The organism is Amycolatopsis sp. PS_44_ISF1 (genome assembly GCF_032335455.1).
Taxonomy (GTDB): Bacteria; Actinomycetota; Actinomycetes; order Mycobacteriales; family Pseudonocardiaceae; genus Amycolatopsis.
Genome location: NZ_JANUXO010000001.1, coordinates 2,023,165 through 2,037,699 on the forward strand (window position 1 = coordinate 2,023,165; position 14,535 = coordinate 2,037,699).

Annotated in this window: 14 protein-coding genes; 11 read left to right on the forward strand and 3 right to left on the reverse strand. The window is 70.6% G+C overall.

Annotated features, from left to right (window positions below; translation table 11 throughout):
• The first annotated feature begins 30 nt into the window (after window positions 1–30).
• The 5 genes from NYF13_RS09240 (at window position 31) to groL (ending at window position 5,101) form a co-directional block, all read left to right on the forward strand.
• A complete protein-coding gene (locus NYF13_RS09240; RefSeq protein ID WP_315655625.1) occupies window positions 31–711 on the forward strand; it encodes a TIGR00266 family protein in 681 nt (226 codons plus the stop codon).
• Window position 712: 1 nt separating this feature from the next.
• Window positions 713–1,330 carry an AIM24 family protein gene (locus tag NYF13_RS09245; protein ID WP_315655626.1) on the forward strand — a complete coding sequence of 206 codons (618 nt, stop codon included), beginning with the start codon at window positions 713–715 and terminating at the stop codon, window positions 1,328–1,330.
• 79 nt (window positions 1,331–1,409) lie between these two features.
• A complete protein-coding gene (locus tag NYF13_RS09250) occupies window positions 1,410–1,619 on the forward strand; it encodes a cold shock domain-containing protein (RefSeq protein WP_315655627.1) in 210 nt (69 codons plus the stop codon).
• Window positions 1,620–1,674: 55 nt separating this feature from the next.
• Window positions 1,675–3,228: a serine/threonine-protein kinase gene (locus NYF13_RS09255; RefSeq protein WP_315655628.1), complete on the forward strand. Its 1,554-nt coding sequence runs from the start codon at window positions 1,675–1,677 to the stop codon at window positions 3,226–3,228.
• A gap of 244 nt (window positions 3,229–3,472) precedes the next feature.
• Window positions 3,473–5,101, forward strand: coding sequence for a chaperonin GroEL (gene groL / locus NYF13_RS09260; protein ID WP_315655629.1), 1,629 nt, complete (start codon window positions 3,473–3,475; stop codon window positions 5,099–5,101).
• Between the two features lie 56 nt (window positions 5,102–5,157).
• Here groL and NYF13_RS09265 read toward each other — a convergent pair whose 3' ends face one another.
• A complete protein-coding gene (locus NYF13_RS09265) occupies window positions 5,158–5,487 on the reverse strand; it encodes a hypothetical protein (protein ID WP_315655631.1) in 330 nt (109 codons plus the stop codon).
• A 260-nt stretch (window positions 5,488–5,747) separates the two neighbouring features.
• Entirely contained in the window at window positions 5,748–6,008 is a 261-nt protein-coding gene (locus tag NYF13_RS09270) for a PspC domain-containing protein (RefSeq protein WP_315655632.1), read from the reverse strand.
• A 303-nt stretch (window positions 6,009–6,311) separates the two neighbouring features.
• Between NYF13_RS09270 and NYF13_RS09275 the strand changes: the two genes are divergently transcribed.
• The 5 genes from NYF13_RS09275 to NYF13_RS09295 all read left to right on the forward strand — a co-directional run bounded on the left by NYF13_RS09275 (window position 6,312) and on the right by NYF13_RS09295 (window position 9,887).
• A complete protein-coding gene (locus NYF13_RS09275; RefSeq protein WP_315655633.1) occupies window positions 6,312–6,710 on the forward strand; it encodes a hypothetical protein in 399 nt (132 codons plus the stop codon).
• 50 nt (window positions 6,711–6,760) lie between these two features.
• A complete protein-coding gene (locus NYF13_RS09280) occupies window positions 6,761–7,099 on the forward strand; it encodes a hypothetical protein (RefSeq protein ID WP_315655634.1) in 339 nt (112 codons plus the stop codon).
• A complete protein-coding gene (locus NYF13_RS09285; RefSeq protein WP_315655635.1) occupies window positions 7,099–8,316 on the forward strand; it encodes a putative T7SS-secreted protein in 1,218 nt (405 codons plus the stop codon). Before NYF13_RS09280 ends, NYF13_RS09285 begins: the two co-directional genes overlap by 1 nt.
• Window positions 8,313–8,660 (forward strand): hypothetical protein, encoded by a 348-nt coding sequence (locus NYF13_RS09290; protein ID WP_315655637.1) that lies wholly within the window; start codon window positions 8,313–8,315, stop codon window positions 8,658–8,660. Before NYF13_RS09285 ends, NYF13_RS09290 begins: the two co-directional genes overlap by 4 nt.
• Window positions 8,661–9,284: 624 nt before the next feature.
• On the forward strand, window positions 9,285–9,887 hold the full coding sequence (locus tag NYF13_RS09295; RefSeq protein ID WP_315655639.1) for a transporter substrate-binding domain-containing protein: 603 nt from the start codon (window positions 9,285–9,287) through the stop codon (window positions 9,885–9,887).
• 6 nt (window positions 9,888–9,893) lie between these two features.
• Here the strand turns inward: NYF13_RS09295 and NYF13_RS09300 are convergent, their stop codons facing one another.
• Window positions 9,894–10,829 carry an o-succinylbenzoate synthase gene (locus tag NYF13_RS09300; protein WP_315655640.1) on the reverse strand — a complete coding sequence of 312 codons (936 nt, stop codon included), beginning with the start codon at window positions 10,827–10,829 and terminating at the stop codon, window positions 9,894–9,896.
• An 83-nt stretch (window positions 10,830–10,912) separates the two neighbouring features.
• On the opposite strand from NYF13_RS09300, the gene NYF13_RS09305 reads away from it, so the two are divergent.
• Window positions 10,913–13,690 (forward strand): BTAD domain-containing putative transcriptional regulator, encoded by a 2,778-nt coding sequence (locus NYF13_RS09305; RefSeq protein ID WP_315655642.1) that lies wholly within the window; start codon window positions 10,913–10,915, stop codon window positions 13,688–13,690.
• Window positions 13,691–14,535 lie beyond the last annotated feature (845 nt).

Consider the following 14,535-nt stretch of genomic DNA (forward strand, 5'->3'; position numbering starts at 1 on the left):
CGGCAGGAGTCCGGGATCAGGGGAGTGCTCATGCAGGTCGGGGTTCGCCACCAGCCGTCCTTCGCGGTGGCGCGGTTGACGCTGGCGGCCGGGGAGCCGGTCCAGGTCGAGTCCGGCGCGATGATGGCGACCAGCCCGGGCGTGACCGTCCAGTCGCAGGCCAAGGGCGGGATCATGAAGGGCCTCGGCCGCGCCTTCCTGGGCGGCGAGTCCTTCTTCATCTCCACCTTCACCGCTCCGCCGGGCGGCGGCTGGGTCGACGTCGCCCCGAACCTGCCCGGCGACGTCCGGACCGTGACCCTCGACGGCCGCACCGGCTGGTGCGTCACGCGCGGCAGCTGGCTCGCCTCCGCCCAGGGCGTGCGGACCGACACCAAGTGGGGCGGGATGAAGAACCTGATGGGCGGCGAAGGCGGTTTCCTCAGCCACGCCACCGGCCAGGGCGAACTGCTCGTCTCCTGCTACGGCGCGATGGAGGCCGTGACGCTGCAGCCGGGCGAGGCCATCACCGTCGACACCGGGCACGTCGTCGCCTACGCCGACTCCGTGCAGTTCCAGATCCGCAAAGCGGCGGCGGGCGCCATCCAGTCCGTGAAGAGCGGGGAAGGCCTCGTGTTCGACTTCACCGGTCCCGGCCAGGTGCTGCTCCAGTCGCGCAATCCGGCGTCGCTGGTGAGCTGGCTCGCCGCCCGTCTGCCGTCGCGCTCCTGACATGCGCGTCCACACCAGGCACACGCCCAACTTCGGCGTCGCCCGAGTCACGCTGGCACCGGGCGAAGCCGTGCAGTCGGCGGCCGACACCATGCTGGCGACCAGCTTCGGCGTGACCGAGTCCACGCCCTCGCGCGGCGGGGCGCGCAAGCCGGGCCTCTCGCTGTTCACCGCCCCGGCCGACGGCGGCTGGGTCGACCTCGCGCCGATCGGCCCCGGCGACGTCTACCCGCTGGAGCTGACCGGCACCACCGGCTGGTCGGTGCACCACGGCGCCGTGCTCGCGCGGCCCGCCTCGGTGCGCCACGACCAGGGCTGGGCGCCGTTGCAGCAGCTCTTCGGCGCCGATTCGGGCTTCCTCGCCCACTACAGCGGCACCGGACCGCTCGTGCTCACCGCGCCCGGGCCGGTGGACTCGTTCAAGCTGGCCGCGGGCGAGATGGTCACCGTGCGGTCCGACTACGTGCTGGCCTACCCGGACACGGTGCAGTGCCGGCTGCGGGCGGTCGACCCGAGCGGGCCGCAGTCGGTGAAGACGGGCGAAGGGCTGGTCCTGGACTTCGCCGGACCCGGCATCGTGCTCGTGCAGGCCCGGAACCGGCGGGTTTCGCACGTCTGACCGACCTGGTGATTGCCCATTGCCGAAGGCCGTCGTTCCGGTAGCGTGAAGCGCACTTTCCGTCGCTGAGGGAGGCGCCGTGGCTGCCGGCACCGTCAAATGGTTCAACTCGGAAAAGGGCTACGGATTCATCGAATCCGCCGAGGGCCCGGACGTCTTCGTGCACTATTCGGCGATCCAGGCCGACGGTTTCCGCACGCTCGACGAAGGCGATCAAGTGGAGTTCGAAGTCCAGTCCGGCCGCGACGGCCGCAGTCAGGCCGCGGACGTCCGGAAGGTCGGCCCCTGAGCCGGTTGGCCGAACCGGCAGTGGCGGCGGATTCCCGGGCGTTAAGCTGCGCACCGTGACAGGCGAAGTGTCGGGGGACCTCACCGGTCGACGGCTGGGCAACTACCGGATCGACTCGGTCCTCGGCCAGGGCGGCATGTCCGTGACCTACCAGGCCACGGACGTCCGGCTGGGCCGCAAGGTGGCGCTGAAGGTCATCGGTGACCACCTCGGGGCCGACGCCGAGTTCCGCGAGCGCTTCGTCGACGAGGCCCGCAACACCTCCGCCATCGACCACGCCAACATCGTGCCGCTGTACGACTTCGGCGAGCTCGAAGGCATGCTCTACATCGCCATGCGCATGGTCGACGGCGGTGACCTGGCCGGCCTGATCTCCGGCGGCCCGGTCGCCCCCGCGCGGGCGCTGTCCCTGCTCGACCAGGTGGCCGACGCCCTAGACACGCTGCACAACCGCGGTCTGGTCCACCTCGACGTCAAACCGGCCAACGTGCTGGTCACCAGCCGCGAGACCTCGCGCGAGCACGTGTACGTGGCCGACTTCGGCCTGACCCGCCGCGGCGCCACCGGCCACCGCACCCGCGGCGGCGACTTCCTCGGCTCGCCCACCTACGCCGCGCCCGAGCACCTGCGCGGGGAGCCGCTGGACGGGCGCACCGACCAGTACGCGCTGACCTGCGTGCTCTTCGCCTGCTTGACCGGCAGCCCGCCGTTCAAGGGCGATGTGCCGACCGTGATCAAGGGCCACCTCAACGGCGAGCCCCCCTCGGTCTCCCGGGTGGTCGGGCTGCCCGCCGCCCTGGACGACGTGGTCCGCCGGGGCATGGCCAAGAACCCGGCCGACCGCTACCCGAACTGCGTCGCCCTGGTCGCCGCCGCGCGCACCGCGTTGGGGCCGATGGCCGCTTCGGACACGCCGCCGGGCCCGCCGGGTTCGCCGCCGGTCGCCGGGGTGGCCCCGTCCGCGGCGCAACCGGGGGCCGGTCAACCGGCAGCCGGTCAGCCCAGTGCCGTCCAGTCCAGTGCCGGTCGGCCGGTTACCGCCCAGCAAGGTTCGGTTCCGCAGAACGCCGGTGCCGGTGGTCCCGGGTCCGGCTGGGGCGCTCCCGGCCAGTCGAACGGCTCCGCGCTCACCAGCCCGCTGGTCCAGCCGAACAGTGCCCTGGGCCAGCGCCCCGGCGCCCCGTACGGCCAGCCCTCCGGCTACGGCGGTCATCCCGGCCGCCCGGCGATGGCGTCCCCGGGCTTCCCGCCGCAGAACTACGGCGGTTACCCGGGCCAGCCGGGTTACGGGCCGCCCCAGAACTACGGTCCGCCCGGTGACCCGATGCGGCTGCGACCGCCGTCTCCGGCCGGCGGGCCCAGCGCGTTCCAGCAGCCGAAGGGCGGCGGCGGGCTGAAGTGGCTGTGGATCGGCCTGGGCGTGCTCGTGCTCGCCGGGGTGGTCGTCGGCGCGATCTTCCTGTTCGGCGACACCAGCGACAGCGGCGGGGACGTGACCCCCACCACCGCTCCCGAAATCCCGGTCGGCCCGGGCGGCTCGCCGCCCACCGCGCCCTCGTCCGCGCTCCAGGCGCCGCCGACCTCGATCTCGATCCACCCGAGCCACTGAACTCTGACCTGCACTTCTTGCACTCTCACCCGGTGAGTGCTAAACACGGCATTGGCACTCGACGCCGTTGAGTGCCAGGCGGGTGGTCACCGACTGCTCGCCTGAAGGTCGGGACGGTGAGGCTGGCCCCAGTGGCCGGTCGTCCGTCGCGGGCACCGAGCCTGGCCGAGGAAAGAGTCCTGCTGCCGCCGCTGCTGTCACCAGAGCGCGGCGGTGGCGCCCAATACCGGAGGACCACACCGTTATGGCCAAATTGATCGCGTTCGACGAGGACGCCCGCCGCGGTCTTGAGCGCGGCCTGAACACCCTCGCCGAAGCCGTCAAGGTGACGCTTGGCCCCCGTGGCCGCAACGTCGTGCTCGAGAAGAAGTGGGGCGCGCCGACCATCACCAACGACGGTGTCTCCATCGCCAAGGAGATCGAGCTCGAAGACCCGTGGGAGAAGATCGGGGCCGAGCTCGTCAAGGAAGTTGCGAAGAAGACCGACGACGTCGCGGGTGACGGCACCACCACCGCCACCGTGCTGGCCCAGGCGCTCGTGCGCGAGGGTCTGCGCAACGTGGCCGCGGGTGCCGACCCGATCAGCCTCAAGCGGGGCATCGAGGCGGCCGTCGAGGCCATCACCGAGCAGCTGCACAAGATGGCCGTCCAGATCGAGACCAAGGAGCAGATCGCTGCTACCGCCTCGATCTCGGCCGCTGACCGCACCATCGGCGAGCTGATCGCCGAGGCGCTGGACAAGGTCGGCAAGGAAGGCGTCGTCACCGTCGAGGAGTCGAACACCTTCGGCCTGGAGCTCGAGCTCACCGAGGGCATGCGCTTCGACAAGGGCTACATTTCCGGCTACTTCGTCACCGACCCGGAGCGTCAGGAATCCGAGCTGGAGGACCCCTACGTCCTGCTCTTCGGCTCCAAGATCTCCAACGTCAAGGACGTCCTGCCGCTGCTGGAGAAGGTCATCCAGTCCGGCAAGCCGCTGCTGATCATCGCCGAGGACGTCGAGGGCGAGGCCCTGGCCACCCTGGTCGTCAACAAGATCCGCGGCACCTTCAAGTCCGTCGCGGTCAAGGCGCCGGGCTTCGGTGACCGCCGCAAGGCCATCCTGCAGGACATCGCGATCCTGACCGGTGGCCAGGTCATCTCGGAAGAGGTCGGCCTCAGCCTGGACAAGGCGGACCTGTCGTGGCTCGGCCGCGCTCGCAAGGCCGTCATCACCAAGGACGAGACCACCATCGTCGAGGGTGCGGGCGACGCCGACCAGATCCAGGGTCGCGTCAACCAGATCCGCGCGGAGATCGAGAACTCGGACTCCGACTACGACCGGGAGAAGCTGCAGGAGCGGCTCGCGAAGCTGGCCGGCGGCGTCGCCGTCATCAAGGCCGGTGCCGCGACCGAGGTCGAGCTCAAGGAGCGCAAGCACCGCATCGAGGACGCGGTGCGCAACGCCAAGGCCGCCGTGGAAGAGGGCATCGTCGCCGGTGGTGGCGTGGCCCTGATCCAGGCCGCCGAGGCCGCGTTCGCGGGCCTGAAGCTCGAGGGCGACGAGGCCACCGGGGCCAACATCGTCAAGGTCGCCGTCGAGGCGCCGCTCAAGCAGATCGCGATCAACGCCGGCCTCGAGGGCGGCGTCGTGGCGGAGAAGGTCAAGTCCCTCCCGCAGGGCCACGGCCTGAACGCCGCCACGGGTGTCTACGAGGACCTGCTCGCCGCCGGCGTGCCGGACCCGACCAAGGTCACCCGGTCCGCGCTGCAGAACGCCGCCTCCATCGCGGCGCTGTTCCTGACCACCGAGGCTGTCGTGGCGGACAAGCCGGAGAAGGCTTCCGCCGCTCCGGCCGACCCGTCCGGTGGCATGGGTGGCATGGACTTCTGAGTCCGGCCCTTTCACCTGGGAAAGCCCGGTCCGCTTCGGCGGGCCGGGCTTTTCCTTCAGTAGGCCACCAAAACGAACTCCACCACCGGTATGGCCAGACCGGCGGCGAGCAGCCCCAGGCCCCAGCCCCAGGCGACCCCGGCCTGCCGGCTCCGGCCGACGACGACGATCGCGGCCACGGCCGTCGGCAGCACGGCCGCGATCGGGCTGAGCGCCATCGCCATCTCGCCCGCGCACTTGCCGGTGTGCCCGCTTTCGTCGCACGACGAGCCGAGCACCAGAAACAGCAGCGAGACCGCCCCGGCCACGAGGATCAGCAGTCCGCCGAGCGTGCCCACCACCACCCGAGCGGCGACGACGGAGCGCGGAACCGCAGAAGGGGTCATACCGGTAGGACGCGGCGCACGAGTCGTCGTTCCGCCTGGCTTCCCGGGAACGGCCGAAGTGCTTTGCCGGCGTACGGCGCGGAGAACTACGCCGGGCCCTTCTGCGCGCGCGAAAGGGCCCGGACGCTCCCCAGCATCCGGGCCCTTCCGTCTTTCCCCCGCTGGGGCGTGCACCCCGTTCTCCCCTGCGTTTCCTTGCCGCGAGCCCCCGCTCGCGGTGAGGAGGGCGCCGAACCCCCTGCGCCCGGCGCCCGGCTGGGTCAGGCGGCCGTAGTGGCCTCGGTTTCGGTGGCGGTGGCGGTGCCGGTCTCGGCCGAGTCCGGTGTGAGAAAGGCAGCCGCGGCGTAGACCGGGAGGACCACCCCGGCCGAGAGCACCACTCCGGCCACGGCGGCGATGCGCACCATCGACGGGTCGACGCCGAGGTAGTCGGCCCAGCCGGCGCACACGCCAGTCAGCTTGCGGTCGGTGCGGCTACGGAAGAGCTTCCTGGCGTTCGGGGGGCGCACGCTGTTCGTCATGGCTCAATCCTGTGCCACCGCGGATGCCAGCACATCGGGGAACGGCCCGGAGGTCAACCCTGGACTCCAACCCTGAGCCCGCCTCGGGGAACCGGACCGCCCTCGCGCCGGTACGACCTCTGCCCGTGGAGCACTGCCTGGACTTCGCCGAGCGCGACACGATCCTGGCACGGCCAGACGGTCTCCGACCCGCGCGGGCGACCTCGACCTGATCGTCTGACAACGGCACCGTCCGGTGCGTGAAGGATGTAATGGTTCCCGAGCTTTCACCTTGCATTCGCGCAGTTACCTATAGTGTCGACTGTGGGTGAGCGGAAGGCAGAAGTGGCGCTTGCGGTCCTTGCCGGTGAAGTGTGGCAGGGGTACCGCGGCCTGAATGATTTCATGAACGGCTTCGCCGAGGCTGTGGTGTGGGCTCGGCGAAGCGAGCAGCCGGGTTTGCTCGTGACCGACACGGGTTCGCGGGGTCGTTGGATGCCGGTGTTCTCGACTCCGGATCGGCTCGCCGCACACGTCGGCGAAGGATGGTTTTTCTCCGCGACGGGAGCGGAGCTGTTGAGCCTGGTGCCGCCGGGAGTCGGGTCGATGCTCGACCCGGAAGACGGGCACCGGTTCCCGATCTTGGCCCGGATGGCTCCGCCTGGCGATATCGCCGGCGCGTGGGCGCGGCTCGTGGGAATGAGGCGTCGGCAGAACGGTTGAGGGCGGTTCGGCTGGGCTGTGGGGCCGGCCGAGACGAGGAGGGGGAAGCTGTGGACGGTCCTGGATTCCATGTCGACATCGATGTACTGGAGGCTGCGTCGAAGAACATGCAGGACCTCTGGCGCAGCCAGGACGATTTCGAGTTGCGCGGGTTGTGTGGCGAGCCGGAGCTCTACGGGCACGGCGGGGTGCATGACGCGCTGGCCGATTTCTGTGCGCAGTGGAGTGTAGGGCTGGATGCTCTGTGCGATCGCGCAAACGACCTCGGTGACCTGCTGGGTAAGGCTGCGCAGGCGTACCGTGCCGTCGAACGCAGCAGTACGGCTGCGGTGAAGGTCGATCCGGGTACGAACGCGGACACGCCCGATGTGCCCATGGGCGGCTACTGATGAGTGAGCTCGGTCAGACCTCGGACCCGAAAGCGCTGGTCCCCGGTGATCCGGCTGCGGTTTTCGAGAACGCGCGGCTGCTGAAGGGACGCGCGAACACCGTCACGTCGGTCGGAGACGCGCTGAAGCGCATCGACACGGGCGGCTGGACGGGGCCGGCGTCGGACGAGTTCCACGAGAAACACCAGACCGAGGTGCCGCGGTGGCTTGAGGGTTCGGACTCGCTCTCCAGCGCCGCCCAGGCCCTGGAAGACTTCTCCAGTACTTTGCAGTGGGCCCAAGGCCAGGCTTCGGAAGCCATTGCCAAGTGGCAACAAGGCGACGCAGCGACTGTCCAGGCAAAGACGGCTCATGACCAAGCCGCCGCCGAGGTCGAGGCCAAGACGAGAGCGAACCGGCAGAAGGGCGATCCGGCGGTGGTCCCGTCTCCGGCGTTCGCCGACCCCGGTGAGGCGCAGCGGCAGGCGGCGCGGGAGATCCTGGGACGAGCACGTCGGCAACTCCAGGACGCGGGGAACCGCTGCGCGGATACGCTTCGTCTCGAAGCCTCTCTCGCTCCGCAGGACTCGCAGAAGCAATCGGACGGCAACTTCTTCGGCGGTATCTGGGATACGATCTCCGGCGCGGGGGAGGGGCTGTGGACCTTGGTTTCCGATCCCGCCGAAACCGTCGTGGCGATGGCACACAACGTCACGCATCCTGTCGACACATTCAAGAACATCATCGCCTGGGACGACTGGGCGAGCGGACACGGAGACCGCGCACTTGGAAAAATTGTCGGCGGCCTGCTCTTGTTCGGCGCGGGCAAGACAGCTAAAGACCTGCTCGGAAAAGACGAGCACGCGGGAGGTGGGCGTGTTCCCGAGGCCAAGACCGCGAGGATCGGCGAAGAACGAACGGCTGCGATCCGGGACATCGTGACCGATGAGGACGGATCGGTTCGGGGTGCTAAAGGGAGGAGCAAGGGGGTTCGAATGGTCGACAGGGCGGATTTTGACAGTATATTGAACGAGATTCGAATGAAGCTCGGCGAAGCGGACGCCGTAGAAAAAACCTCCAAGGGAATCGTTGAGACGTGGAAGATCAGCGACGACCCCCGAGCCTACGCAGCGTTTCGCACCTACAGCGGAACGGGTGGCGAAACTATTGACATCAACAATGTCGAAAACCTCAAAGGAGTTCGAAGAATTCATATTTCAAGCGAGGAAAGTCGATGAGTATCGCGCCCGAGTTCGCGGAAGAATTTCAATATCTCATGGAGTACGCCAGTGAAGACTGGGTGGGAATGGCGCCTTTGTCGGCGGCCGCGTCTGCAATGGCGGGCAAGCACCCCACGTTGGAGCAGGAAATAACGTCGTTACTCACTCTGATCAGTGAACTGATGGATCACGGGGCGGTCCCAGGGGATCTCATCAAGGATCACCCGGACTTTGTTCCGTGGCCTGGAACGAAAGAAGAAATATTGGAAAGGATCGAGCGCGAGACCCGCGCTCTCGGTGACATGCCGATTTCCGGTCAAGTTGCGTGGCTGCACGTGGTCGACGAAAAGCTTCGCGTTTGACGAACGGATCACCGAGGTGTGAATTCCGGCTGCTGGGGCTTGTGGCGGTCGTGGCCCTGCTTGCTCAGTGACCGGAGCCGGTGCCGGGCGTCGGGGTGGTGGCTGGTCACTGCGGCGGGTCGGCCGGAGAGGGTGCAGAGACGGTTTTGCGCAGGTAGGGCTCGGTATTCCGCCAGTTGGCGCCGTAGCCGCGCTGGACGGTGGTGCCTTGGTGCTGATCGCTGTTTCGGTGTTGCCCGGATGGGCAGTGTCCGGGGAGCAGGCCCGACAGGTCCCGAGAGGCGCAGAGTGAGCGGTCGATGCCGCGGCCGACTGGAGGTGAAGCTCGAGACACTGACCGCGTGGGCGTCGCCGCTGCCGGAGGCGGCGGTCCGCGAGTGGGCCGAAACGTGGCTGGTGCGGGCGCCCGTGGAGGCGGGGAAGATGGCCTGATGGGTAAAACGAGGGTCGGCGCGCTCGGGGTGGTCCTGCTGGTCGTGCTGGGTATTGGCTCGGCCGCGGCGGCCCCCGGGCATGACGGCGCCGGCCGGCTCGGTGAAATCCTCGCGCGCGGCGAGCTGCGGGTGTGCAGTACCGGCGACTACCGGCCGTTCACCTACCTCGGCCCGGACGGGGGTGGGTGGAGTGGCGCATCGCGGCGTCGAGCGGGCGGCCGACCTCGCCGCGGCCGGCGTCCGCCGGGTCATGGCCCAGACCACTTGGGCCAAGGTGGCCGACGACGTCGGCCACCGCTGCGACCTGGCGATGGGCGGGGTCCCCGTGACCGCCGCCCGCGCCCGGGTGGCGCGGTTCAGCACGCCGTACCTGCACGACGGCAAGACCCCGATCACCCGCTGCGCCGACGTCGTGAAGTACTCGGCGCTGCGGCAGATCGATCGCGCCGGGGTGCGGGTGATCGTCAATCCCGGCGGCACCAACGATCAGTACGCGAGGGCGAATCTGCACCACGCGACCGTTGTTCGGTACCCGGACAACAACACGATCTTCGAGCAGCTCCTCGAGGGTCGCGCAGACCTGATGATCACCGACGCGTCCGAAACCCGTTGGCAGGCCCGGCAGCACCCGCAGCTGTGCGCGGTGCACCCGGACCAGCCGTTCACGCACGAGGAGAAGGCCTACCTGCTGCCGCGAGGTGAGGACGGCTTCCGGCGGTTCGTGGACCAGTGGCTGGCGGACGTGCGCGAGGACGGGACGCACGCGAGGGCGGCGCGATCTTGGCTTGGCTAAGCCGTCTCAGAGCAGCTCGCGGACGCGGGCCAGCCGGTCCTCCCAAGCCGCCGCGACCTCGGGCGGGGCCGCGAACGCCGGGAAGCGGTCCGGTTCCGGTGCCTGTGGCCGGACCGGCAGGTAACCGTCCACAGGGGACAGTGAGGTGCTGCTGACGTCCCCGGTCAGCAGGGGCATCGTGCCGAGGCCGCAGGCGAAGTCCAGCTCGGGCAGGGCCCCGGCCAGGGCCAGGCCCGCGGCCAGGCCGACGCTGGTCTCCACCGCGGACGAGACCACGCACGGCAGGCCGCAGGCCTCGGCCACCTCCAGGGCGCGGCGGACGCCCCCGAGCGGCGCGACCTTCAGCACGGCGATGTCCGCGGCCCCGGCGACGGCGACCTTCAGCGGGTCCTCGGCGCGGCGGATCGACTCGTCGGCCGCGATGCGCACCGGGACCCGGCGGCGGACGGCGGCGAGGTCCTCGATCGTCGGGCACGGCTGCTCGGCGTACTCCAGGCCGCCCGCCGCCCGGTCCAGCTCGGTGAGCGAGCGCACGGCGGTGTCGACGTCCCAGGCCGTGTTCGCGTCGACGCGGATGGCGCCGCCAGGACCGAGCGCGTCTCGGACCGCTTCGACGCGCGCGCAGTCTTCGGCGAGGGGAGAGCGCTTGTCGGCGACCTTCACCTTCGCCGTACGACAGCCGGAGGCCCGGACCAGCTCGTACGCGCGTTCCGGCGAGACGACCGGGACGGTGGTGTTCACCTCGACCCGATCGCGCACCGCGGCTGGCCAGCCCGTTTCGCTCGCCTCCAGCGCGGAGGCGAGCCACGGCGCGCTCTCGGCGTCCGAGTAGTCGGCGAACGGGCAGAACTCACCCCAGCCGGCGGGCCCGTACAGCAGCAGGCCTTCACGGACGGTGATGTCCCGGAACCGATTGTGCAGTGGTAGCGCGTAAACCTTCATCACCCGCGATCATGCCACCGAAGACGGCGGGCACCGCGGACAACTCGGATGCCGATCGGCCGGGGACCCACCAGAATGGGGACGTGGACGGCCCGGACTTTCGCGTGCTCGGCCCGGCCGGGTTCGTGGCCGGGGGCCGCGCCGTGCCGCTGGGCGGCAGCCGTCCGCTGATCGTGCTGGCCGGCCTGCTGCTGCGGGCCAACCGCGTGGTCTCCGTGGAGGAGCTGGGCCGCTGGCTCTGGAACGACGACCAGCGGCGGTCCAAGGGCGCGCTCCAGACCTACGTGCTGCGGCTGCGGCGCGGCCTCGGCGACGAGGCGGTGATCCGCACCGAGCGCGGCGGCTACCGGCTGGAGGTCGACGAAGAGCTGGTCGATCTCGGCCGGTTCCGCGCGTTCGCCGCCCGCGGGCGCGCGGCGGCCGAGCGCGGGGACCACCGGGGCGCGGCCGAGCGGTTCGCCGAGGCGCTCGGCGAGTGGCGGGGCCCGGCGTTGCAGAACGTCGAGTCCGAGGCCCTGCACCGGGAGGAGGCCGGTCAGCTCGCCGAGGAGCGCACCCGCGTGCGCGAGCTGTGGGCCGACGCGCTGCTGGCGGTCGGCGAGCACGCCGCGGTGATCCCCGTGCTGGCCCGGCTGACCCGGGAGAACCCGCTGCGGGAGCGGCTGCACGAGCAGTTGGTGCTGGCGCTGTTCCACTCCGGCCGCCAGGCCGAGGCGCTGGAGGCCCACCGGCGGATCCGGGACGTGCTGGCCGAGGAGCTGGGGCTCGACCCCGGCGCGGGCCTGCAGCGAGCGCACCGGCTGGTGCTCAGCGGCGCGGAGCCGGCCGATCCCGGTCCGCAGTCCCCGGTGCCGCGCCAGCTCCCGGCCGACCTCGGCGCGTTCGCCGGGCGCGAGGCCGACCTCAAGGCGTTGCACGCACTCCTGCCCGAGGCGCTGGACGACGGCTCCTCGACCCCCATCGCCTCGGTGGAAGGCATGGCGGGTATCGGGAAAACCACGCTGGCGGTCCGCTTCGCCCACCGGATCGCGGAGGAGTTCACCGGTGGTCAGGTGTACCTGAACCTGCGGGGGTACGGGCCGGGGGAGCCAGTGGAGCCGATCGCGGCGCTGGAGTCGATGCTGCTGGCCCTCGGCGTGCCGGGTGACCGGATCCCCGCGGATCTCGACGGGCGCGCGGCCACCTGGCGCACCCACACCGCGGGCCGCCGCCTAGTGCTGGTGCTGGACAACGCGAACCGCACCGAGCAGGTCCGCCCGCTGCTGCCGGGGCCGGGCTGCCTCGTGGTGGTGACCAGCCGCTGGCAGTTGCGCGCGCTCGTCGCGACGCACGGTGCCCGGCGGATCGCGCTGGAGCAGCTCGGCCGGGAGGAAGCGGTGGAGCTGCTGGCCTCGACCATCGGCGTCGACCGGGTGAACGCCGACCCGGCGGCGACCGAACGGTTCGTGCGCTACTGCGGTGGGCTGCCGCTGGCGATCCGGATCCTCGCCGTGCGCGCGGCGCAGTTCCCGGACCTCCCGCTGGGCGAGTTCGTGTCCGCGCTGGACGCGGAGCCGGACCGGCTGGGCTCGTTCGACCTCGGCGACGGTGAGGAGACGAACATCCGCTCGGTGTTCTCGTACTCCTACCGGGCGCTGACCCCGCCGTCCGCGCGGCTGCTGCGGCTGCTGGGCCTGCCCACCGGCCCGGACTTCGCGGCCGGGTCCGCCGTCGCGCTCGCGGGCGGGGACCCGGTGGGCACGCGGACGGCGCTCGACGCGCTTGTTTCGGCGCACCTGCTTTCCCAGCCGCAGCCCGGGCGGTACCAGTTCCACGACCTCATCCGCGCGTACGCGGCGGAGTTGGCGGCGCACGTCGACGACCCGGAGTCCCGCGTCGCGGCGCTGGACCGGCTGCTGGACTGGTACCTCGGTTCGGCGCTCAACGCTTCACGCGCGATGCGGCCGGACCGGTTCTACCGCTCGCTCGGTCTCGGAGACCGGGCCGGCGGGGTGGAGTTCGGGGACTACCACTCGGCGCTGGACTGGTTCACCGCCGAGTGCGGCAACCTCGTGGCCGCCGTGCACCTGGCGTTCGGGCAGCGGCGGTACGCGCACTGCTGGAAGCTGGCTTGGATTCTGCAGACGTATTTCGCCGGACGCACGCGGATCGACGAATTGCGCGGCGTGTACGAACTGGCGCTGCGAGCCACGCGGATGTCCGGCGATCGCGACGGCGAAGCGGGGATCCTGAACGGCCTCGGCGTGGTCGAGGGGGTGATGCGTGACTACGCGTCTTCGCGGCGGTACCTGGAGCAGGCACTGGCGATCCAGCGGGAACTCGGCTCGCGCGAGGGTGAGGCGCGGGCGCAGTACAACCTCGTGATGGCGGCCAACGACCAGGACGACTTCCCCGCCGCGTACGAACACGGCGTCCAGGCCCTGCAGATCGTCCGCGAACTGCGCCTGGGTGGTTTCGAGGCGAACGTGCTGCGCGCTTTGGGCGACCTCTGCGCCACCATGGGTGATCACCCCCGGGCCCTCTGCCTGGCCGATGAGGCCCTGGCCCTCCTGCCACCCGGCGGCGACCCACGGGAGGGCCGGTATTCCCTGCACACCCGCGGCCGGGCCCTGCTCGGGCTCGGGCGCCACGGGGAGGGAATCGAGTGCATGTCGGACGCGGTCGACATGTTCTTCGCGATGGGGGAACGGTATGAGGCCGGGGACGTGCTGGCCCAACTCGGGTCGGCCCACCTGCGCCTGGGCCACGTGGCCGCCGCGCGGGACTGCTGGCTCCGGTCGGTTCGGCTGCTGACCGAAATCGGCCATCCGGACGGGGACGACGTGCGGGCGAAGCTGGCCGCTCTGGTTTCTGTCCATTGAGGACATTTCTGGGGTCGGGGTGGTGGTCGAGGTTGGCCCGGGTTGGCTGGGGTGGAATCGGGTTGGCCCGGGGTTGGCTGGAGTTGGCGGGGTTGGCCGGGGCGGTGATCGGAGTTGGTGGGGTTTGGCTGAGGTGGTGATCGGAGTTGGCGGGGTTTGACTGAGGTGGTGATCGGAGTTGGCCCGGGTTGGTTGGTGTGGTGATCGAGGTCGACCGGGTTGGCTGAGGTGGAATCGGGTCGGCCCGGGTGGGTGCTGGAGCGCTCAGGGTGCGGCGGCGTGGCGGGGCTGAGGTGCTGGGTGGCGGGGTGCGGGTGGTGGTCGCGGCTGTGTTTGGTGGCGTCGGCGCAGGCGGTGGATGGGGCTGCGCTTGGCTGTGGGGCGTAGGTGACGGCCGCGGTCGTGCTCGGACTCGGGGGTGGGGTCGCGGCGGTGTTGAGCGGTGGCGAGGTGGCTGCGCTCGGAGGGGCACGGGCGATGGCTGTGGTCGTGCTTGGCGGGTGGGGGTAACGGCGGGGATGCGGCTGCGCTCGGAGGCGCGTGGGTGGGGATGGGGCTGCGCTCGGGGCGTGGGTGATGGTTGTGGTCGTGCTAAGCGGTGGGGGCGCGGGTGGTGATACGGCTGCGCTTGGAGGTGGGTGATGGTTGTGGTCGAGCTGGGCGGTGGGGGCGCGGGTGGTGAGGTGGCTGCACTCGGGGGGCGCGAGTGGTGAGGTGGCTGTGCTCGGGACGTGGGTGGCGGTGGTGGTCGTGCTGGGCGGTGGGGGCGCGGCCGTGTTTGGGGGGAGCGCAGGTGGGGATGCGCCGGGCGGCGGGGTCGTGGTTGCGGCCGCGGTGCTCGGTGG